The organism is Staphylococcus gallinarum, assembly GCF_029774255.1.
Taxonomy (GTDB): domain Bacteria; phylum Bacillota; class Bacilli; order Staphylococcales; family Staphylococcaceae; genus Staphylococcus; species Staphylococcus gallinarum.
On sequence record NZ_CP069082.1, the window covers coordinates 2,274,269 to 2,296,346 of the forward strand.

A 22,078-nucleotide genomic window follows, 5' to 3' on the forward strand; every position below is an offset into this window, starting at 1 on the left:
AGTTATACACTCCCATCTAGTGTCTTAATTTCAACTTGTGACTGGATGTCTGATATAGCATCACGCGTCGCTAAATCTTCGCTAAACGCTGTTGCAGTCCCTGCTGATACTGCTTGTTTAAATGCTTCTCCCACAGATAATCCATTTTCTAAACCGGCAACCATACCTGCCACTGTGCTATCACCTGAACCAACAGTATTAATAACTTGGCCATTTGGGACAATAGCTTTAAAGCTTTGTTTGCGATCAACATAAATCGCTCCATCTCCACCAAGTGAAATAATGACTGACACTGCACCCTTATTTAAAATTTCATGTGCATACTTAATCACTTGTTTATCAGTTGTAATCTCTGTATTAAACATAACCTCTAATTCATCTTTGTTCGGCTTGATAAATAGCGGATTATACTTCAACACACTTTCTACTAAATCTTTCTCAGCATCTACTACAAGCTTTGCACCTGTTTCACTAGTAATCTTTGCAATTTGTTCATAAGCATCCGCTGGTACACTTTTTGGAATGCTACCCGCAACGATAACTGTGTCTTGGGGAGTCGTTGATTCTATTTGCTGTAATAAATCTGAAAATTGAGTCTCTGAAATAGTAGGTCCTGGTGCATTAATTTCTGTTTCTTTCCCAGTCTTTAATTTCACATTGATTCTGGTATCCTCGTCTACCTTTACAAAATGAGTTGCAATATCTGCTTGCTCTAATGTATCTTCGATAAACTGTCCAGGAAATCCTCCTGCAAAGCCTAATGCAGTTGACGAAACGTCTAAAGTCTTTAATACTCTTGATACATTAATTCCCTTTCCTCCTGCAAATTTATATGTTTCTGTAGCACGGTTTAAACCATCTAGTTCGAAACCTTGTGCAAACATTATATAATCGATAGAAGGGTTAAAAGTTACTGTGTAAATCATAATGTTCCCCCGATAAAATTGTATTTTTCTGAAAAATATTGAAACGTCGTACCTTCTATTGCTTTCTTAGATGTAACTAATGTCACTTCATCAGAGAGTGGCACATGTGCAAAATACACTTTGTTAAATTTTGAATGGTCTACTAACACAAAATTTCGTGTTGCTAAGCCCATCGCTTTATTCTTAATAATGGCTTCTTGGTCATCTGGAGTCGTCAATCCATATTTCAAATCAATACCATTCATACCGAGAAATGCCTTATCAAAGCGATAACGATCCAGTGTTTCAACCGCGCTAACTCCGACAGTTGCAAATGTCGTAGATTTCACTTCTCCACCAATAATCAATGTACGTATACCTTGCTTTAACAGCTCTTCAACATGGGTTAAACCATTTGTCACAACAATAATATCTTGCGCTTGTATATACGGAATCATTTCCAGTGTTGTCGAACCAGCATCTAAATAGATACAATCATTATCTTCAATTTGCTGTGCTGCTAATCTTCCTATTTCTTGCTTTTCTCTATGGTTAGTACTGCGCTTATCTGCTAAATTAGGTTCTAATAGAGATGATTGGTTGAGTGTTGCGCCACCATGAACTCTTTTCAGTTTACCTAGTTGCTGAAGTTTAGATAAATCTCTTCTAATTGTTGAAGCACTACATTCAGTTCTATCAATCAATTCCTGTAACGTTAGAAAGTCTTTTTTTGACAGTTCAGTCAAAATTAACTCATGGCGTTTTTCCGTAATCATCATTTCACCTCATCTCAAAGATATTATAATGTTTCCGCTTTCTTTTTTCAATCACATTTTATCAAAAACAATCAAAAACAATCATTATTTCTGAAATTTTTCAACTTTTTGTCACTTTTTGCCCATTCATTTCGAAAACAACAAAAAAAGATGCACAAACGATCAAATACTTTACTCGTTTATACATCTCTGTAACTTCATTGTATATAATGTTAATCAGCTAACTTTCAATAATTGAGGTAACTTGTGCTTTAGTTTGTGTTATTAAATCTGTTACTTTAATCTGAATTTGGGTACCTCTCTCACCACCACTTACATAAACAGCGTCTAATCGTTCAGACTGACTATCTATGACTGTTGGGAAAAGTTTTTTCATTCCTATTGGCGAACAACCACCTCGCACATAACCAGTCACCCGCTTCAAATCATCAAGTGGCATTAAATGAAGTTTCTTTTCCTTTACTGACTTTGCTGCTAGTTTCATATTTAAAGTTGCATTAACAGGAATGATAAATACAAAATGCTCGTGTTGTGCATTTTCTAATACTAAGGTCTTAAATACCTCATCTACACTCACTCCGACGAGTTGCGCTACACGAGTACCGTCCATATGTGCTTCAGTAACAGGATAGTTGTTAACTTTATAGTCTATATGATTACGATCAAGCATCCGCATTGCATTTGTTTTTTTGGATTTCACGTTAAATACACCTCATCTACTTCTCTTTAAATCAATTGTACGCCTCTTATTATGATTAAACTAGCTAATCGCTTACTTTACCTATTATAATTTATTTCAAAAATCAATAACGCTAAAAAAATAACTGACTATTAGACTACAATCAATTCATACGCGACTGTAGTATAATCAGTTTCGATGTTTATTTTAGTGCAGGTTGTTGAATAACATCTCCCGCCTTAGTAATAACTACTCTGCATTCATTTTCTGTTTTAGAGTCTATGAATGTATAATACATGCCCTCTTTAGCTTCCTTAACTTGTTTAAGGCTCGCATTCGCACCTAAATGATCTGCTGCATACTTTTGGGCTATGACTTCAGATTCTTGTGGTGATATACATGGTGCATTTTGTGATGGGTTATCTGTTACTCGGTATGATTTATCAAAGATTTCTGCATTACTGTGGGTATTAACAGTGACTCTATAATAAGATCCTGGATTCTTGTCATTTTTAAAGGTGAAAATATAATAGTATACACCTTGACACGTGCTATCTATACCATAATCATTATATTGGTTATTACTATGATTATCGTTATTCACCTTTTTTTGTGCAATAGCTAAGGCTTTACTAAATTCAGGTAAATTAGCTTTGCCAACTGCATTATTTTCTAAGTTATGTGTAGAATTCTGTGCAATCGGAACAAAATTCTTGGCGTTATGCGGCTTTTCGTTTTCATCCTTTTTCATTGATGCTTCAATAATTCCCTCATGCTTATCGTTCTGCGCTTTATCTTGTTTATGTGCTTGCTTTGATTTATCTTTAGCTTCAACCACACTTTCAACACCTGAATAACTTGAAATCTTTTCATGCACTTTAACTAATGCGTTTTGATGTGTTGCTAAAAATAACAACAAGACTAAGCAACTAGCTAATACCATCGCTGACAAAGCCAAAGTTATATTTTTCATACTCATTTATATAGATACCCACATTTCTTTTAACATTTCTCTACATATTAGCACATAAAATTAACAAAAAACTTATATAGACCACAATTTAAAACAAATGTAATATCTGTAACAATAGTATTACGCAATATGATTCAATTTAATACAATTGTCATGTTTACTTCACTCCACTAAATCCAATATTCAGCTATTGATCTCTACTATATCTGCAATTGTTTCTCATTTTACTCCCATATAAAAACAGTGTTTAAACCGTTATGAACTTATTGACTAATTGAACTAATAAAAAAGAGAATGATTAGAATTGAGTTATCCTAATCATTCTCTGCCTATAATTTAAATAGCATATTGTTTAATTGTTCATTTTTAGTTTTAAGCCTTATTAAACTTCTTTCTGATAGACTTTTCTACAAAAATCACAAAAATACCTAATAGCATAACCAATACTGCCATATATAATGGAAATTCATAGTTTACATCATATAGTCCTCCAGCTACAAGTGGACCAATAAAGTTCCCCATACTTGTAAACGTTGAGTTGAGACCACCAGCAAATCCTTGACGATCTGCTGCAATATTTGAAAAATAATTTGTAATTGCTGGACGTATCATGTCAAAACCAATAAATACAACAAAACTGATAATCATAATTGACCAATAGCTATGCACTAGAGTCAATCCAAGTAAAATTAACGCTGAATATATCAGTGCATATGTGATAAATGTCAATTCTTTAAAGTATTTCATGAATTTATCGAAGAAAAATACTTGGAAGATAGCACCAAAGATGCCTCCACCTGTAATTGCAAATGAAATATCTAATGGTGAATAATGTGCTTTATCAGCAGTATATAACGGGAACAATGTCTCAAATGCTGATAGACCAAATGCTAATACCAAAGTTAGAACAATAGGTGTTATAAACACTTTCCAATTAATTTTAGACAATAATTCTGGCTGATATTTTGTAAAACCATCTTGCGTTTCATTCTTAGGATTTTTAATTAATATCACAGATAATACCAAGGCTAAACAGCCACTACCACCTGCAACAAAGAATGGTAATCTATGTGAGAATTCTGCTAAAAATCCACCTAGCCCAGGTCCTAAAATAAAGCCAGAGTTAATAATTGCAGACATATATCCAAAATTTTTGGCTTTGTCTTTTCCTGGTGAAATGTCGGCAATCATACCTGTTACACCAGGCATAACCATCCCTGCACTAAATCCACCTAATATTCTTGAAATAATTAGCAAACTAAATGAATGACTTACCGCAAATAAAAATTCAGATATCGCAAATAGTGCCAATCCAATACAAATGATTAACTTTTTACCAAGTTTATCTGCTAACGTCCCTCCAAAAGGCGATATGACCATTTGAGCAAGTGCAAATGCTGCTACTAGCACTCCAAGATCACTACCATTAAGCCCTAAGTCTTTAAGATAAACTGGTAGTACCGGTACAATTAAGCCAATACCTAAAAAGACTAGAAAAATATTAAAATATAAAATTACAAATTGCTTATTCACATGGCTCCCTCCATTCTATTGCTTTGGATAGAGTAAGTACGATTTACATTTTCAAATTGAAGTTCACAGATGTTTAACCTATTTAACAAATAAAGACTATAATTTTTAATTAAGATAAAATTTTATTAACTCACATTTTTTAAACTATAAATACCTTATACCCTATTCCCTATATAATTGTCGCAAACATAATATTAGAACATTCTATAACATATAGACTATAAAACACAATAGAAGAATTTTATTTTTTACTGTAAATTATGAAATATGCGTTATTACAGTATATAATAATGGGTAAAGAGTGATAGGACGGTGATTGAGAATGGTATATCAAGAAGATAATAATACAATCGTACTAGTGTTAGAACAAGGAGAAGATATCGTAGAAGCAGTAACGGATATCGCTCGTGACAAAAATGGAAAATTTGGAACTGTGAGCGGTATTGGCGCTTGTTCTGAAGTCGAATTAAACTTCTATAATCTAGAAACTAAAACTTATGAGAAAAAACTGATACAAGAGCCTTTAGAATTAACAAGCTTATTAGGTAACATTTCACATATTGATGATCAACCGTTTGCACATCTACATGCGACGTTTGGCACGAACAAATATGAAACTTATAGTGGTCACTTATCGAAAGCAACTGTTTCTGCTACAGCAGAAATTGTTATCACAATGACAAATTTAGATATTAACCGAAAGTTCAATGATGAAATAGGTCTTAACCTACTCAATCTATAGTAAAAAATCATATATCGATTAACTCAAGAGCGTATGACAAAGCGTATTGTTATGTACTTGATCATCGACAGTAATTATGTTGCTATTTAACTTGGAATTTAGCAGAACTATATACAGATTAATTACTGCACACGATTTTCTGAATACATTCAATACTATTGTCCTAGGCTCTTTCTTCTTTACATGAGATTTTTGATACTGAGTGCTTTTAACACTTACACCACTTATACCACGTATTTATATCACACAATCGATTGCACATTAACCTTAATTATATTTCAACATTAATACTGCAAAAAATTAGCAATTATTGATTTTTATTTTTACAACTTGTATTATGTATATTTGTATTTCAAAAATGTGGAACTACATTTTTTTATTATCTCTGGGAATTACGTGCAATACTTCCGAGGTTAAATATTTTAAAATTTATTATTTAATATAATTAAAAGGTAGGTGTGAATATGCGCGCACGTTATATTGCTAGAACTGTTTTTCTTATTTTAATGATTGTATCTATATTCTTTAATAGTTTTTATAAATTTATGACACTCAACTTATTTCTAGCCTATGTACCATTTGAGCTTTGTTTGTTACTCAATTTATTTAAACCCAAATTTAAATTTGAATGGCCACTTTTTATTATTTTTTCACTTATTTTCTTATTGATGGTCCCGAACACATTGTACATGGTTACAGACCTAATACATTTAAATCAATTTTCATTTAATTTTTATCAGGGCTTGATACTAATTGAATGGGCGTATTTTACTTTTCTTGTATCAGCAGTCATATTTGCGCTATACCTCTTAACTATTATGTTTTTAGAAATGGAACGATTCACACATTACAAATGGTTAAATTATGTGCTGATTGTCATAATGATGTTCTTAAATGGATTCGGGATATTTATCGGTCGCTTTTTAAGATTACATTCCGTGTATCTGATTAATGAACCGATGCGAATATTTAAAGAGGTCGTATTACGCACTGATATAAATGCATTTGGTTTTATTCTATTATTAGTCGTGCTACAAGTCTTATTATTTTCATTCACGAAAGGAGTGCGAGCTATCAAATGACGTTTAATATTATACTCCTAGTGATTGTATTAATTATCGCTCAACTTATCATTGGTCATTTGTTACATGATATTGGCTTTAGTTACAAAAAAAGTATTATCTTAATGTGCTTTCCCCTTGGTATTGGTCTATTTTATTTACAACTCTTCTACTATGAACGCCGATATCATAAATGGGATGTTCCAATACAAGCCAAGTTAAGACTAAAATATATGTATATCTTAACCTTTTTCGAATATGTAGCAGTCTATATCTGTTTATTTAAAATGTAATAACATATATGAACTTCGTATTGCTTGCGAGACACCTAAGGGCGTAAGGTGAATGTCGAGAGCAAGGCTCGCCCCCCCCAAGATAAACAAGCAATAACAATACGGAATATTGATATAAATAACAAGCCCATCAAAGATTTTTGTTCTTTGATGGGCTTAATGCTGGGTGTTTATGTTCCAAACGCTTTATAAATAACTATTATTAATAGTAGTCTTTTATTTATTTGTTAATGATTGTTTTACTTCAGTCACCGAATCAGCTGAAATTTGCAATTGTTGTTGTTCATCTTCTGATAATTGTAACTCGACAACTTGTTCAATTCCATTTGCTCCTAAAATAGTTGGAACGCCTAAACAAATATCAGTAAAACCATATTCACCTTCTAATAGTGCAATACTTGGTAATAATCTCTTTTGATCCTTTAAAATTGCCGCAATCATACTATAAATTGCTGAAGCAGGTGCATAATATGCTGAACCATTGCCTAATAATTCAACAATTTCTGCTCCTCCCTTTCTAGTACGTTCAACAATTTTTTTAATTGTATCACTATCCAACATCTTACTTAAAGGTATGCCGTTGACATTTGTTGAATCTACTAAAGGTACCATTGTGTCACCATGACCACCTAAGACCAAGCCTCTAATATCCTTTACAGATACATTAAGTGCCTCCGCAATAAATGTCTGATATCTTGCTGTATCTAAGATTCCAGATTGACCAATCACTCGTGATTTAGGGAACCCAGATGCCTTTATTACTGAATATGTCATCGCATCAACCGGATTAGTCAAGACAATGATTGTACAATCAGGTGAATATTTAACAATATTTGTTGTAACATCATGCATGACGGATTCATTTACTTGAACTAAGTCATCTCTACTCATTCCAGGCTTTCGTGGAACCCCTGCAGTAATTACCACGATGTCAGAATCTGCAGTATCTGCATAATCGATAGAGCCTTTCACATCAACATCAAAGCCATAAACAGGACTACTTTCTAAAATGTCTAAAGCTTTACCTTTAACTTGACCTTCGTTGTGTGGTCGGTCAATCATTACAACATCTGCAAGTTCTTGCTGTGCGATAATGAACGCCAATGTTGCTCCTGTATTACCTGCTCCTATAATTGAAACCTTTCTATTTGCCATAATATCCCTTCAATCATTAATTTATTATCTTTATTATAACATCAGAAATAAATATATTGTCTCAGCACAAATAAAATAGTGATTCATTTTAGTTAACTAGGTTTATCAGCTTTACTTATTCTTTTTAGAACGTTTTAACCATTTCCAAATAACGAAAATGATTAGAATAGCTAAAATGATATAGATAATACGTGAATATATATCCATATAATGTACAATCGTATGCCAATTACCACCGACAGCTTGCCCTAAATAAATTAATACAATATTCCAAATCAGAGTACCTATCGTGGTAAAAATTATAAATAATGGCATGTTCATTCTTGTTAAGCCTGCTGGAATTGAAATCAAACTTCTTAATAATGGTACAAAACGACAGAAAAATATCGTCCAATAGCCATACTTTTCAAACCAACCAATTGTTTTATCTAAATCTTGGGTCTTTACACGTAATATTTTCCCATAGCGATTAACAAAACGATATAGATTTCGTTCACCTATCCAAGCGCCGATACCATATAATACAATAGCACCTAACACTGAGCCAATCGTTGATGTGATAGTAACGCCAAGAAAACTCAAATCAGATTTCGTAGTCATAAATCCACCAAAGGTTAATATAATTTCTGAAGGAATTGGTGGAAACACATTTTCTAAAAAGATTAGAAACGCGATTCCCCAATAACCAAATTTCTCCATAAAGTGTGTAATCCAGACTTCCATTCATTTCCCCCTATAATCGTATTATCTATTTTATGATTATAATTCCCAATTCTTAGCCTAGCTAAAATAGAAAATATTATATTAAATTGTTTGCTGCTGCGTATAAATAAAGTGATAAACCGAATAATGTTAATGATAAGATGGTTAATATTAATGACAAAATTGTAGTTCGTTTATAATGTTTTATAAATGATACGAACAAAATGCCGCCATTATATAAGAAAAATAATCCAAATAATGTCATCATTATATTTATATCCGGAAAGCTTAGATTTAATATCGCAATAATTAATGCAAATGCTAAAAATGGAATATTAATAAAGTTACGTTCAAATTTAAGTTGCTTTCTACGATGTGTTTCATTTTGGTTATTCATTACTTTTACTCCTCTTACAAATAAATTACGCTATGTCATGTCCTAAAGATGCCGTATAAATATCAAACCATTCTTGATCCGTCAATGTTAATCCAAAGCCATCTATTGCTTCATCTATTCTATTAATATTATGTGTACCTAATACTGGCATAATAGATGCAGGATGCTTATTTAACCAAGCCACAATAATACTATTTGTAGATACATTATATTTTTCTGTTAATGGTGTTATTACAGTCATGATGCGTTGTGACCTTTCGTCTTTCGGATCAAACAATTTACCACCAGCCATAGGACTCCATGCCATTATTTTAACATCATCTTTAAACATATGGTTGATAATACCATCATCAAGCGCATCTAAGGTATATGGTGAAACCTCCAATTGATTGACAGTAATATGTAGTTTGTCGCAAACCAAACTACGATTTATTAAATCATATTGAGATTTGTTAAAGTTCGACACACCAAAGGACTTGACCTTACCTTCCGTAACCAACACCTTTAACGCGTCTGTAATTTCTTCAGGATCCATTAATGGTGATGGCCTATGGATGAGTAGTGAATCTAAATATTCCACGTTCAACTCTTGAAGAGAGCGTTCAACTGAACGTTTAATATGTTGACTACTGTGATCATAGCGATGACCATCTGCATTTGGTATGCGGTCTGTCGGCAAAACAATGCCACATTTCGACACTATTTCTAACTGTTCACGCAATTGCGGTGATAACTTTAACGCCTCTCCAAAGATACCTTCACAACTATAATTGCCATAAATATCGGCATGATCCATTGTAGTGATTCCTCTATCATGTAATTCGTTGATATATCTATTTAATTCTTGCGCCGTCCAATTCCAGTCTTTCGCCCTCCAAAATCCTTGTATGAGTTTAGAGAAAGATACGTGTTGATTAATTTTAACTTTTTCCATAATTGCACCACACCTCTACCTTTTTAATTATGTGAATTGTAATCCGTCTAATTTATTGCGTAATCGATTGATGTCAAGTTGTTCGCCAATTAATACAATCTTTAATTCCATTGCCTCATCAATAACATGGTAATCTGGCAATCCATTTGCATATTGAAATTCATAAGTATCCATCGGTGCATCTCGAAACTTAACATATCCCTTTAATCTTAGAACATTATCAGGCAACCGTAAAATAAATTGATAAAATAGTTGTCTATCAATCGGACTAGTAAAGGTATAAACTAAACTATTAATACCATGATGATGTCCATATTTAACTCCAGTCATTGATGGTGTGGCAATATTTGCCTCATTAAGTAGTTCCTCAATATCACATTCTGTATATGTTGTGTATGTAATTGCAGCATGAGGATTTAACTCTTTTAATACTTTCAAATTTTCTTTTGCTTCATTGTCAATTAAATCCATTTTGTTAACAATAATTGCGTGACACACTTTTAACTGTTCTTCCATTAAATCTTTTGTATTATTTGTATACAACTTTCTTTTTAAAAATTGTGGCCCATCAACTAAGCCGATAACAGTAGGCACATCAGTATATTCAGCAATTTCTGGATCTTGACATGCAGCTATAATTTCTATGGGATGGGCAATGCCAGTTGCTTCAATTATTATATGGTGCATTGCACTTTCGTTAATAAAATGTTTTAATTGTTTTATTAAATCTAGTTGCGAATCACAGCATACGCAACCATTTAATATAGATGCGACCTCTACTTGATTACCGAGCGCATAGCTATCAACATCTAAATTCCCGTATTCATTAACAATAACTTGTGGCTTTTCTTGGTTGTTTAATAGGTAACTTACATATTTATTTAAAAATGTAGTTTTCCCACTACCTAGAAACCCCGTTAAGATTGTGATAGAAATTTTTCGATTTTTAATATTTTTCAAAATTATCACTCATTTCCAATAAATGTTTGCATAAGAGTTTAAATACTTATATAATTAGGTCTTTATTTGATACAATATTAAAAGACTTCCGAATTTTTGTACAGGTTTTATTTTAGCATGGCAAAGCACAAAAGTATTCAGGAGGTAGTATCGCACAACATTAGACGGATTCAGTCCGATACAGAGAGAACAAAACGGATAGAATGTCTGGAGGAGAACTTTATGTCTGAAGAACTTAATTTAAAGGAACAACTTTGTTTCAGTTTGTATAATGCTCAAAGACAAGTAAATCGCTACTACTCAAACAATGTCTTTAAGAAATACAAACTTACTTACCCACAATTTTTAGTTTTAACAATTTTATGGTCTGAGTCACCCGTAAATGTTAAAAAGGTCGTAACAGAGTTGGCACTTGATACAGGTACTGTATCACCACTACTTAAAAGAATGGAACAGGTTGATTTAATTAAGCGTGAACGTTCTGAAGTAGACCAAAGAGAAGTATTTATTCACTTAACTGAGAAGAGCGAAGAAATTCGTCCTGAGTTAGACACTGCATGCCAAGACGTCGCTGTGGCATCGTCATTAAGCTCAGATGAGTCAGATGAATTAAATCGCCTATTAAGTAAAGTAATTAATGCTTTTACTGAAGAAAAAGCAAAATAATTTTTTCTTAAGTTAAAGTTAAACAATCAAATTATAAATTTTGTAATATTGAGAGCTCAAACACAAACGTATTTGAGCCCTCTTTTTTTATTCACTTCTATTGATTTGTAACATTTGATATAAGTAACCTTTATTAGCTATCAGTGTATGATAATCTCCAGATTCTACAATATGACCTTCTATCATAACAATAATTTTATCGAAGTGTGGTAACAATCTTAAATCATGCGTAGCCACGATTAATGTTTCTGCCACTGTATGAATCTTTTCCATGATTGCATCTGTATGCGTAATATCTAATGCAGTCGTTGGTTCATCTAATATCCATAACGGAGCCTGTTTCAACAATAATCTTGCTAAGCCTAATCTCTGTATTTCTCCTCCAGATAAAGTGTTTCCACTTAATGTTATTTCTCTATCTAATTCAATATGTTGTAATCCTAAATCATTAAATACTTGTCGAATTGACTTATCATCTTTGTCCGTAAACAAATTTTCTCTGACAGTACCGTCAAATAATTGTTGAGCTTGTAATAATGCATTTATATATTGATATTTGGACTGATCTTCGACCTCAATTATGTCTTGTCCCTTTAGCTTCAGTTGTCCAGTCTCACTTTGATAAAGTCCTAGCATCAATTGTAGTAGCGTACTCTTACCAGAACCAGACGGTCCTATTACCGCTATTTGTTCACCTTCATGGATTGTTAAATTTATATTTTCCAGCACGTTTTGTGATTGATTCCAATATTTAAAGGCTACATTTTCAAGTTCAAGCAAAGGTTGTTGCTCAGACTGGTCTAACGCATGTGTACCTTGCTTAACTGGGTGTGCAATCACTTCATTTAAACTCGCTAGTGATTCATCCGTATCTGCTTTATAGTAGGCAACATTACTCATTGGTATCGCTTGTTCAAATAACGTTAACATCATTAAAACAATACTCGTCAAATACACGACATCTAATTCGTGGTGCTGAACTTGAAAGGCCCCTAAAGCTAAAGTTCCAAATAATGCGATCATGGAGACAATATTCAAACTATACTCATATAGCGTCAAGAAATTTTGCTCTCTCGCCTGAGCCTGTTTAAATGTAGTTAACTTTTGTAGTAATCCCGTTTTAAATTGGTCTACTTGGTTGAATCGCACGAGTTCTTCATAACCTTCTTTATAATCATAAAATGTACTGAGTAAGGCACTTTGTTCACGATCCACCTTTATTTTCAACTGACGGGCACGTTTACCACTTAACCATGGAATAACTAGTAATGTTAATAGCATACTTAAACATATGATTATTGCATGTATATACGAAAAATAAATCATTACAATTCCAGCAACTATTGCTGTTATACCTATTACAACAGGCGGATAATACACTCTTAGATAGATATTTTGTAATGCTTCTACCCGATCTACCATTTTTGAAATTAAATCACTTGAATTATATTTCCGATAAATATCTGGCACCACTGGAATCAATTTTTTAAAAAATTGAACTCTTACATTACGTAACATTGTAAATGTAGTCCGATGTGACAATAAACGTTCAATATAACGCGCAATGGCACGTAAAAATCCAAACATTTTCACCGATACAATGAGTACCATTAATGCAAATAACGGTGCCCCCAGTGCACTTTGGGTAACCATATATCCACTTAAAAAGAACATTCCTAGCGCTACAAGACTACCTACCACACCTACGACGATTGAAAGTATTAAGTCTCTATCTGCTTTAAATTTAATATGGGATTTCATCGTCTTTCACCATCCTTGTATGATTGAACAGGTTGCGTTGTGCGTTGTGATTGCACACAACCATTGTTCATCTCAATACATTTATTCGCATTTTTAATCGTATGGGCACGATGTGCAATAGTAATCATTGTTGTTTTCCGGAATGATGTGAGCAAGACCTCTTGAATAATATGTTCTGTCTTAACATCAAGCCCCGTCGCTGGCTCATCAAAGATCAATAAATCAGGTCTCAGTAATAAGATTCGTGCAAGTTCAATACGTCTCATTTGTCCACCTGATAACATTTCTCCACCTTCACCTATCACCGCATGAATACCATTTTTCAATGCTAGAACCTGTTGCTTAAGTCCTACATCATCTAGCACTTTAATAATTGTCTCATCCGGTACATCATCAAACATAGCAATATTTTCTTTAATTGAGCTACTAAATATATAGGGTGATTGACTTAGAAAGCCAATCTTTAAATCTTTATATTTAAAGGAGACACTACCCTCTATTGGTCGAAATCGTTGAGCGATAACTTGTGCTAATGTTGATTTACCTGCACCGCTTGACCCAACTAAAGCAATATTATCACCTTCATTGATATCAAGATTAATGTTATTTAATGCATTTTGTGTCGCATCTTTGTATCGATAAGTAACATTACGTAATTGTACAAGTGGGATTTGATTGATATTGACGTTATATTGTCTTTCCTCTGGTACAGTAGATTGATCAAGTAATTCAAACACTGCGTCACTGGCACCTTCACTCTGCTTTCCTGTATGGAAGGATTGACCTAAATCTTTGATTGCATTATAAAATTCAGGAGCTAAGATTATTGCTATCGCTGCTGTCTTAAAATCAATATTATGAAATAGAATAAGTCCTAAACCAGCCTCTAATGCAACTAATCCGATACCTAACATACTAATAAATTCCAACATTAAACCTGATAAAAAAGCACTTTTTAATATTTTCATAGTTAGATCTCTGAAAGTTGTACTCTCATTATATAATTCTTGTTCAGTTACTGATGTTTTATTAAACAGTTTTAATGTAATTAATCCCTTCACCTTATTCAAAAATTGTTGGCTAAATTGATTTAGATACATCATTTTATCTTTAGATTCATCCCGCGTTTTTAAACCGAAAATGATGTAAAACAAAGGAATAAATGGTGCGGTAACAATCATTATTAATGCAGTATTTAAATGGATAAAGCACATCGCCACAATAATAAAGATTGGAATCATCATAGATTTAAATACTTGTGGCAAATAACCATTAAAAAACGATGTTATTCCGTCGATATTTTGAGTTAATGTATTTAATTGTGCGCCAATTGGTGCTGCAGATTGTTTTGATATTAATTGTTGTCGCAGATCATATTTAACAACCTGAGCTAATCTATCACCCATGAGTTGATTTAATGTATTGAAGGTCGCTCTAGCTAATAATATAAATAATGTAATCGTGATTATGACGACGACATCTTGATTTGTTTTTAGCAGTAACCTATTCAATATTTCTGCGATTGAAACATTCTGTATTACAACCGTAATTGCTAATAAAATACTAAATATAAACATTAGTATTGGATAAATTTTATATTGTAAAACCATATTTGTTAATCTTTTCACAAAATATCACCTGTCACATATTATAAACTTATTCTATGAAAGTTGAATTAATTCGCATTAAATTTTAGTGGAAAATTTATGGTGGTTTCATATTTCTGTCATATTTATATTTTTTAATATTAATAGTTAAAATACCCATCAATATATAGAATATTACTACAATTTAATCTTTCTCTTAAATTCACAGATATATGTGGTAAATCATATTTTTGTTATGCTATGATTAAAAAATGAACAGCACCATATTATTGAACAAAAAGACAGAAAGTAGGTAAAATATGTTAATACTTGAATTAATAAAAGGTATTATCTTAGGTATTGTAGAAGGCTTAACTGAATTTGCCCCTGTTTCATCTACAGGTCATATGATATTAATTGATGACATGTGGTTGAAATCAAGTGAGTTCCTCGGCTCTCAGTCCGCTTTCACTTTTAAAATTGTAATTCAACTCGGCTCTGTTTTTGCCGGTGCATGGGTATTCAGAGAACGTTATTTTGAAATGTTACACATTGGTAAATATAAATCAGAACCCATCGACGGTATTGGCCAAAAGCCTAAACGTTTGAATTTATTACATATCTTAGTAGGTATGATTCCTGCAGGTATTTTAGGCGTATTATTTGATGACGTAATTGAAAAATATTTATTTAGTGTTCCAACAGTTATGATTGGGTTGTTTATAGGTGCAATTTACATGATAGTTGCAGACATCTATAGCAAAAAAGTTACTAACCCTAAAACTGTAGACCAAATCAACTACTTCCAAGCCTTTGTCATTGGCTTATCACAAGCTGTAGCGATGTGGCCAGGTTTCAGTAGATCAGGGTCAACAATTTCAACTGGGGTATTAATGAAGATGAACCATAAAGCAGCCTCTGATTTTACATTTATTATGGCTGTCCCAGTTATGCTAGCAGCAAGTGCACTATCTTTAGTCAAAAATATGGAATATATTCACATCAGTGATATCGGATTCTATATTTTAGGTTTCTTAGCTGCATTTATTGTTGGTTTAATCGCAATTAAGACGTTCCTATTCTTAATCAGTAAAGTAAAGCTGATTCCATTTGCAATTTACCGAATTATTTTAGTTATTATCATTGCAATTCTTTACTTTGGTTTTGGTATTGGACAAGGCATCACAAATGCATAATTATAATATACTTTAAGATTGGACACATGCGTCGCATGTGCCCAATCTTTTTTTGCACCAAGAGCATATATCTCGAGGATTTAAATGCGTAGCGCGCTATTTATTTATTTTTAATAAGCCTTTTATAAAACTGTAATTACAGTTTATTTTCATGTATCATAGGGTAATATGAAGATAGTATAAATTAAATGGAGGCAACGAGTATGGACAAAAAACAATTAATCAAAACAATCATCACAGTAGCTCCTGTGTTTTTAGTACCTCTAATTGTTGAGCGAAAAAAAATAAAAGATCATCCAGATGTTAAAAAGGCTACAGATAAAACTGTAAGTGCTTCAAAAACAGTAGCAGGTAAATCAGTTCAATTTAAAGATGCAGTTGTTGATAAATCATCTACTGCAAAAGACTATGTCGTCGAGAAAAAACATGACCGAGATCAAAAACGTGAATTAAAGCGTATTGCTAAAGAACATGACCCTGCTTATATCGAGAAAAAAGGCGAGAAATTAGCTAAAGAAAATCGTAAAGAAGCTAGTAAAATGGATAAAATTTTACAAAAAAACATCGAAAAGCGTCATAAACAAGAAGATAAATTACGCGAAGAAAACAAAAAGCAACGTATTAAAGACATGAAAAAAGCCAACAAACATATGGAAAAAGTTGGTCTTACACCTGGAAAGCTTGACGCTACTACAGAGAAAAAAGGCGAGAAGTTAGAAAAAGATAACCGTAAAGATATCAATAAATTAGATAAAATTCTACAAAAAAATATTGATAAACGCCATAAACAAGAAGAAAAAGAACAAGAGCAGAATAAAAAAGCTAGATTAGCTGAATTTAAAAAATATAAAAACTACGTTGCAAAAAGTGTCGTAAAACAAAACAACGAAGAAAAAGGCAAATAATTTCATGACACGAGTCATAATAGATGGAGATGCTTGTCCTGTAACCAATTCAGTTATTGAATTGACCAAAGGGACAGGCATTTTTGTTATAATAGTACGTAGTTTTAGTCACTTTTCTACTGTAATACAGCCTGCTCATGTAGATACTAAATATGTTGATGATGGACCAGACGCCGTTGATTATCGTATTGTGCAACTCGCCAAATCAAATGACATTGTGATTACACAAGACTATGGTTTAGCCAGTTTACTAATCAACAAGGTACATACTGTACTCCACCACAAAGGATTTCGTTATGATGCACAAAATATTAATACATTATTAGAACAGCGCCATGTCAGCGCACAGTTTCGAAAAAGTGGCGGTCGGACAAAAGGACCTGCTCCCTTTACAAATCAAGATATTAAAGTTTTTGAGTCAAAATTTATAACGTTAATTCAAGAATTGTTATAAACAAAGGAGGATATGAATATGAAACGCATTGCTGTTTATTGTGGTGCAAGTAAAGGAAACAATGAAACATATATGAAAGAAGCATATCAATTAGGTAAAAGTATGGCAGAACAAGGCTATGAACTTGTGTTTGGCGCTGGTTCTGTTGGTATTATGGGCGCAATTCAAGATGGTGTGTTAGACCATGGTGGACGCGCTATCGGTGTTATGCCTAACATGTTAAATGAACGCGAAATCACTAGTCAAAAATTAACAGAACTTATACTAGTTGATTCAATGCATGAACGAAAGTATAAAATGGCAGAGCTTGCAGATGCCTTCGTTATGGCTCCAGGTGGTGCTGGATCATTAGAAGAGTTTTTCGAAATGTATAGTTGGGCACAAATAGGTATTCATGAAAAACCAATCGCAATTTATAATATCAATCATTTCTATGACCCATTAAATACTATGATTCATCATATGATTGAGGAAGGTTTTATCGATGATAAATATAAATCACTGGCCCCATTGTGCGAAACGCCCGAACAGCTATTTGAAACAATTAATACCTACCAACCATTAGGTATTAGAACATATGACTAATCGTCACTATCATTAAAACGTATTAGATTTACTTTCATCTTTGTTAGTTGCTTACCAAAGCACTCTGTTCCATCCTAAAGTAATAGTTTTCATATACAATAAAAATGCTATTCTTCTCTACGTTATGAGAGGAATAGCATTTTTTATTACATATTTTTAAATCATATTACCGTCTGGTGCATGTTTTGCCTTTTAAACCTTATTATTAAAGTTTCACGTCAAACATTAACCGCTTATTTAAATAATTGAATAAGTTGTTTAATAATAATAAATACCACAACTAAGATAATAATACTTGATATTTTATTAAGTAATACAATCCATTTGCCTCTCTTATCTATGTGATGTAAAGTTTTTCCCAATATTGCAAGCAAGACAAACCATATCCATGAAACCAATATAGTAGCAATAGTAAATGCCACCTTATCCTCACCATGATACAGTGTTGCATTGGTCCCTATTACACCTACTGTGTCCATAACAGCGTGTGGATTTAATAGAGAAACTGACATTGCAAAAGTAATTTGTTTTTTGACTGACAATGCCGACTGTTGCGACACCTTTCCAACTTGTTCATTCCATAATGTCCAAGCCATATATAGTAAAAATACTAACCCAATTACATATATGATTACTTGTAACATTGGTAGCGAATAAAAGATTAGCGACACACCTAATACTGCTAATAGTATAAGAAACGTATCACAACACCCTGCCGCAATAATAACTGGCGCGACACTTTTCAAACCATTATAGTTGGCACCCTGGTTAAAAATAAAAATATTCTGTGCTCCTAATGGTAGGATTAAGCCTAGTGCTAAAATAAATCCATGTATAATAGCTTCTATCAACGAACGTCCCTCCAAATTAGCTTCTCTTAAAATGCTATGGCACAACCCATAATCGTAAGAATTAATATAAATCTATAATCATTATGCTATAATAAAATTCAAATATTTTGACCAACCACGACATAATTTATAACCCAACCAATCATGAGGAGTCGTTTGCTAATGGGAAAAGCAAAATACCAACAAATTATCGATGATATCCTTCTCCAAATTCAAAATGGCTCACTTGAAACTGGTATGAAATTACCAACTCAACGTGAACTAGCCACAATGTATCAAGTGAATCGCTCAACTGTGATACAAGCTTTGGATATATTACAAAGCTATGGCACTATTGAAAGTAAACCAAGAAAAGGATTATTTATTGCCGATAACAAATGGAATACTTATATCAAAGATAATATTCAATGGCAAACTTATATGAGTCACAGTACTTCTAAAAATAATCAGTATTTTATACAACGAATCAATGAATTAGAATTTCGTTCAGATTTATATAGGCTCAGTACCGGAGAGTTAAGTCCAAGTTTAATCCCTAACCAACAATTCAAAGAAATACTAGCACAGAGTAATGATATTCCGTTAACATCAAATTATGAATACCCGTTAGGGAGTTTGAGTTTAAGAAGCGCTATTGTCGAGCATGTGAAACAATGGGGAATTGACTGCACGGTAGATCAAATATGCATTACTTCAGGGGCATTACAAGGATTGAAATTAATTGCTGATGGTTTACTGGTACCACAATCACATATCATTATTGAATCGCCTTCATATATTCATTCCATTCGAACATGGCACAATATACATGCTGAATTAAAGTCACTACCAATTTCAACAATTAAACGTAATATCAATCATATATTTAATCATTCACAACGTTTTAGACATAGTCTATTCTATACTATCCCAACCTGTCATAATCCGACACAACATAGCTATAGTATAGAAGAACGCAAAAAAATCGTTCACCAATGCCAACTACATGGTATTCCAATTGTTGAAGATGACGTATATGGCGAGCTCTACTTTAATAGGCCTAGACCACGCCCATTAAAGTCACTGGATCATAACGACAACATTCTTTATTTAGGTAGTCTATCAAAATCTGTAAGCCCTGGATTAAGAATAGGTTGGATTATTGGTAAATCAACTGTAGTTTCACACTTAGCAGATTTAAAAATGCAAAATGATTATGGAGCAAGCTCAATTTCTCAATATATTGCTACACAATGGCTTACAAATCCACAGTATCACCAATGGCATATTCAAAATTTAAAGCATGAATTATTAATAAAAAGAGACCAATTCTTACAATCATTAACAAGTTATTTTTCAAATTTAGGAACATGGCATATTCCTGAAGGTTCGTTTTACATTTGGTTTGAGCTCTATCATCCGATTGATATGAAAGCACTTTTCGATTTAGCCATCAGTCATCACATATTGATCAATCCAGGTGAAATCTATAGTGAACAAGCCAATCGCGCTATCAGATTCTCATATTCCTATATAGATGTATCAGACATAGACAACGCATTAAAACAACTAAGTCAATTGATTATTCAATTACAGTAACAAACTCATTCATTCGTTTGTCACTCCTATCCTTTGTTTAACAGCGCAATAAACATCAAAATAACAGGCTGAGATATTAAACTAAACATATCTCAGCCTGTTGCATTATTCATTCATTAATAACTTATTAAAAACATTTGATTTTAAATTGTTTCCACTGTATTGATACTTCTTTAAAGTATATGTGTATATATTATTGTTGCGCCCATAGTTGAATCTCCCAACGACAATAATATATAAAATTAAGTAAGCTTAATATGATATCGTACACACGATTTCAATTCATGATAAGGGCTCAATTCTGGATACTCAAAATGATCATAAAAGGTCATTCCAATCTTTTCCATAACTTTACGTGATGGTATATTATTTTCAGTTGAAAATGCATATACTTCAGATATCCCTTTTTGTTTAGCGTATTGTAATACTGCTTCTGCACCTTCTGTAGCAAATCCATTGCCCCACACTTCAGGTATTAAACGCCAACCAATTTCATAAAATGGCAATTCATCAAATTTATATTTACTATCACTTGTTATGTAATTTACACCAATAAAACCAAGCCAGCCATTTGTCTCCTTTAGTTCCACTGCAAATAGCCCAATACCTTCTTGATTAATTGCTTTATTCATTTTATTCATATCGCTTTTTGAACGTTGGTAACTTAATAAACTTGGAAAATATCTTCGAACTTGCGGATTGGCATTCATTTGTTGAAATAGCAGTAGATCATTTTCCTCCCAGTCACGTAACCTTAAACGTTCAGTTTCAATATAAACTGTCATTTGTTACACCTCGATACTGGTTAATTACTCCCTATACAAAAGTAACGCGTTATGACTAATCATAGCGCGCTACTCACCTAACATCAAAATTCACTAAGCTCTTGAAATATAACTAATTAATTCTACGTGAACCGGTATTTCTTTCAAACGATTACGCTCACTTTTCGGAGCAGTAAATGTTGCATCAATGAAATCATTTTGATGATTCAATTGATAAGTAGCTACGAATGTATCCGTATCTGATTCAAAATTCGGTAAATGTGCGATAACACGTTTGATTTCTCCTGTAGAATCTTTTATTTGTCTACCAGTAATATTTTCTATTTCTCTACCTAATTCAGGTAGCGTTATTGATCGACCTTCTAATAAATTAAAATCTTGTTCATGCATAATAATTACCTCTCTCCTTATATAGGATAATCATTCATTTGTTTTAACCTTAGTTTAAATGTCCCTATAAAACAAATGTAAAACAACATAACTATCCAGTAAGCCAATTCTTTTTTTATATTTTCAATTAATACACATATACTAAACTGCATTTATCATTAATGATACCCATTATAACAAGTAGCAAAACCATATTACAATAATTTCCTAG

At 32.7% G+C, this 22,078-nt stretch carries 24 protein-coding genes; 9 read left to right on the top strand and 15 right to left on the bottom strand.

Translation table 11 applies throughout. The features are described 5' to 3' along the window. Positions 1-2: 2 nt before the first annotated feature. The 5 genes from pfkB to norA form a co-directional block, all read right to left on the bottom strand. Positions 3-926: a 1-phosphofructokinase gene (gene pfkB, locus JN168_RS10860; protein ID WP_042738173.1), complete on the bottom strand. Its 924-nt coding sequence runs from the start codon at positions 924-926 to the stop codon at positions 3-5. Then, positions 923-1,684: a DeoR/GlpR family DNA-binding transcription regulator gene (locus JN168_RS10865; protein WP_229366984.1), complete on the bottom strand. Its 762-nt coding sequence runs from the start codon at positions 1,682-1,684 to the stop codon at positions 923-925. Before JN168_RS10865 ends, pfkB begins: the two co-directional genes overlap by 4 nt. A 217-nt stretch (positions 1,685-1,901) precedes the next feature. Next, positions 1,902-2,357, bottom strand: a complete 456-nt coding sequence (gene ybaK, locus JN168_RS10870; RefSeq protein ID WP_107512575.1) for a Cys-tRNA(Pro) deacylase — start codon at positions 2,355-2,357, stop codon at positions 1,902-1,904. A 205-nt stretch (positions 2,358-2,562) separates the two neighbouring features. Further along, positions 2,563-3,339 (bottom strand): hypothetical protein, encoded by a 777-nt coding sequence (locus JN168_RS10875; protein WP_306669273.1) that lies wholly within the window; start codon positions 3,337-3,339, stop codon positions 2,563-2,565. 366 nt (positions 3,340-3,705) lie between these two features. Beyond that, positions 3,706-4,866 carry a multidrug efflux MFS transporter NorA gene (norA, locus tag JN168_RS10880; protein ID WP_042738170.1) on the bottom strand — a complete coding sequence of 387 codons (1,161 nt, stop codon included), beginning with the start codon at positions 4,864-4,866 and terminating at the stop codon, positions 3,706-3,708. 322 nt (positions 4,867-5,188) lie between these two features. Here norA and JN168_RS10885 point away from each other — a divergent pair, with 322 nt between their 5' ends. The 3 genes from JN168_RS10885 to JN168_RS10895 all read left to right on the top strand — a co-directional run bounded on the left by JN168_RS10885 (position 5,189) and on the right by JN168_RS10895 (position 6,962). Next, positions 5,189-5,608, top strand: a complete 420-nt coding sequence (locus JN168_RS10885) for a PPC domain-containing DNA-binding protein (RefSeq protein ID WP_042738169.1) — start codon at positions 5,189-5,191, stop codon at positions 5,606-5,608. Positions 5,609-6,072: 464 nt separating this feature from the next. Beyond that, positions 6,073-6,690, top strand: a complete 618-nt coding sequence (locus JN168_RS10890) for a DUF1361 domain-containing protein (protein ID WP_279525890.1) — start codon at positions 6,073-6,075, stop codon at positions 6,688-6,690. After that, entirely contained in the window at positions 6,687-6,962 is a 276-nt protein-coding gene (locus tag JN168_RS10895) for a hypothetical protein (protein WP_042738167.1), read from the top strand. Before JN168_RS10890 ends, JN168_RS10895 begins: the two co-directional genes overlap by 4 nt. Before the next feature lie 216 nt (positions 6,963-7,178). Here the strand turns inward: JN168_RS10895 and mdh are convergent, their stop codons facing one another. The 5 genes from mdh to JN168_RS10920 all read right to left on the bottom strand — a co-directional run bounded on the left by mdh (position 7,179) and on the right by JN168_RS10920 (position 11,110). Then, the gene (mdh, locus tag JN168_RS10900) at positions 7,179-8,117 is read right to left on the bottom strand and encodes a malate dehydrogenase (RefSeq protein WP_042738166.1); all 939 of its coding nucleotides are present in this window, start codon (positions 8,115-8,117) and stop codon (positions 7,179-7,181) included. A gap of 111 nt (positions 8,118-8,228) precedes the next feature. Beyond that, a complete protein-coding gene (locus JN168_RS10905; RefSeq protein WP_042738165.1) occupies positions 8,229-8,840 on the bottom strand; it encodes a DedA family protein in 612 nt (203 codons plus the stop codon). Between the two features lie 76 nt (positions 8,841-8,916). Continuing rightward, positions 8,917-9,216, bottom strand: a complete 300-nt coding sequence (locus JN168_RS10910; RefSeq protein WP_042738164.1) for a hypothetical protein — start codon at positions 9,214-9,216, stop codon at positions 8,917-8,919. A 25-nt stretch (positions 9,217-9,241) separates the two neighbouring features. Further along, the gene (locus JN168_RS10915; RefSeq protein WP_042738163.1) at positions 9,242-10,150 is read right to left on the bottom strand and encodes an aldo/keto reductase; all 909 of its coding nucleotides are present in this window, start codon (positions 10,148-10,150) and stop codon (positions 9,242-9,244) included. Between the two features lie 27 nt (positions 10,151-10,177). Continuing rightward, the gene (locus tag JN168_RS10920; RefSeq protein WP_042738162.1) at positions 10,178-11,110 is read right to left on the bottom strand and encodes a CobW family GTP-binding protein; all 933 of its coding nucleotides are present in this window, start codon (positions 11,108-11,110) and stop codon (positions 10,178-10,180) included. A 222-nt stretch (positions 11,111-11,332) separates the two neighbouring features. Here JN168_RS10920 and mgrA point away from each other — a divergent pair, with 222 nt between their 5' ends. Beyond that, complete coding sequence (gene mgrA / locus JN168_RS10925) at positions 11,333-11,776, top strand: global transcriptional regulator MgrA (protein ID WP_042738161.1); 444 nt, start codon at positions 11,333-11,335, stop codon at positions 11,774-11,776. Positions 11,777-11,863: 87 nt separating this feature from the next. Here the strand turns inward: mgrA and cydC are convergent, their stop codons facing one another. Together cydC and JN168_RS10935 are read right to left on the bottom strand one after the other, a co-directional pair. Beyond that, a complete protein-coding gene (cydC, locus tag JN168_RS10930; protein WP_279525891.1) occupies positions 11,864-13,537 on the bottom strand; it encodes a thiol reductant ABC exporter subunit CydC in 1,674 nt (557 codons plus the stop codon). Continuing rightward, entirely contained in the window at positions 13,534-15,165 is a 1,632-nt protein-coding gene (locus JN168_RS10935; RefSeq protein WP_279525892.1) for an ABC transporter ATP-binding protein/permease, read from the bottom strand. The genes cydC and JN168_RS10935 overlap by 4 nt, the downstream gene beginning before the upstream one ends. Before the next feature lie 278 nt (positions 15,166-15,443). On the opposite strand from JN168_RS10935, the gene JN168_RS10940 reads away from it, so the two are divergent. From JN168_RS10940 to JN168_RS10955, 4 genes are all read left to right on the top strand, one after another. Then, positions 15,444-16,319 carry an undecaprenyl-diphosphate phosphatase gene (locus JN168_RS10940; protein WP_042738158.1) on the top strand — a complete coding sequence of 292 codons (876 nt, stop codon included), beginning with the start codon at positions 15,444-15,446 and terminating at the stop codon, positions 16,317-16,319. Positions 16,320-16,522: 203 nt separating this feature from the next. Beyond that, entirely contained in the window at positions 16,523-17,224 is a 702-nt protein-coding gene (locus tag JN168_RS10945) for a hypothetical protein (protein WP_107513196.1), read from the top strand. A gap of 4 nt (positions 17,225-17,228) precedes the next feature. Next, positions 17,229-17,678, top strand: coding sequence for a YaiI/YqxD family protein (locus tag JN168_RS10950; protein ID WP_042738156.1), 450 nt, complete (start codon positions 17,229-17,231; stop codon positions 17,676-17,678). 18 nt (positions 17,679-17,696) lie between these two features. After that, entirely contained in the window at positions 17,697-18,263 is a 567-nt protein-coding gene (locus tag JN168_RS10955) for an LOG family protein (RefSeq protein WP_042738155.1), read from the top strand. 233 nt (positions 18,264-18,496) lie between these two features. Here the strand turns inward: JN168_RS10955 and JN168_RS10960 are convergent, their stop codons facing one another. Beyond that, positions 18,497-19,114, bottom strand: coding sequence for a LysE/ArgO family amino acid transporter (locus JN168_RS10960; protein ID WP_107513194.1), 618 nt, complete (start codon positions 19,112-19,114; stop codon positions 18,497-18,499). Between the two features lie 162 nt (positions 19,115-19,276). On the opposite strand from JN168_RS10960, the gene JN168_RS10965 reads away from it, so the two are divergent. Then, positions 19,277-20,692, top strand: a complete 1,416-nt coding sequence (locus tag JN168_RS10965; RefSeq protein ID WP_279525893.1) for an aminotransferase-like domain-containing protein — start codon at positions 19,277-19,279, stop codon at positions 20,690-20,692. A gap of 242 nt (positions 20,693-20,934) precedes the next feature. On the opposite strand, the gene JN168_RS10970 is transcribed toward JN168_RS10965, so the two are convergent. Beyond that, positions 20,935-21,477: a GNAT family N-acetyltransferase gene (locus JN168_RS10970; RefSeq protein ID WP_042738152.1), complete on the bottom strand. Its 543-nt coding sequence runs from the start codon at positions 21,475-21,477 to the stop codon at positions 20,935-20,937. A gap of 93 nt (positions 21,478-21,570) precedes the next feature. Continuing rightward, complete coding sequence (locus JN168_RS10975) at positions 21,571-21,867, bottom strand: hypothetical protein (protein ID WP_042738151.1); 297 nt, start codon at positions 21,865-21,867, stop codon at positions 21,571-21,573. Between the last annotated feature and the right edge of the window lie 211 nt (positions 21,868-22,078).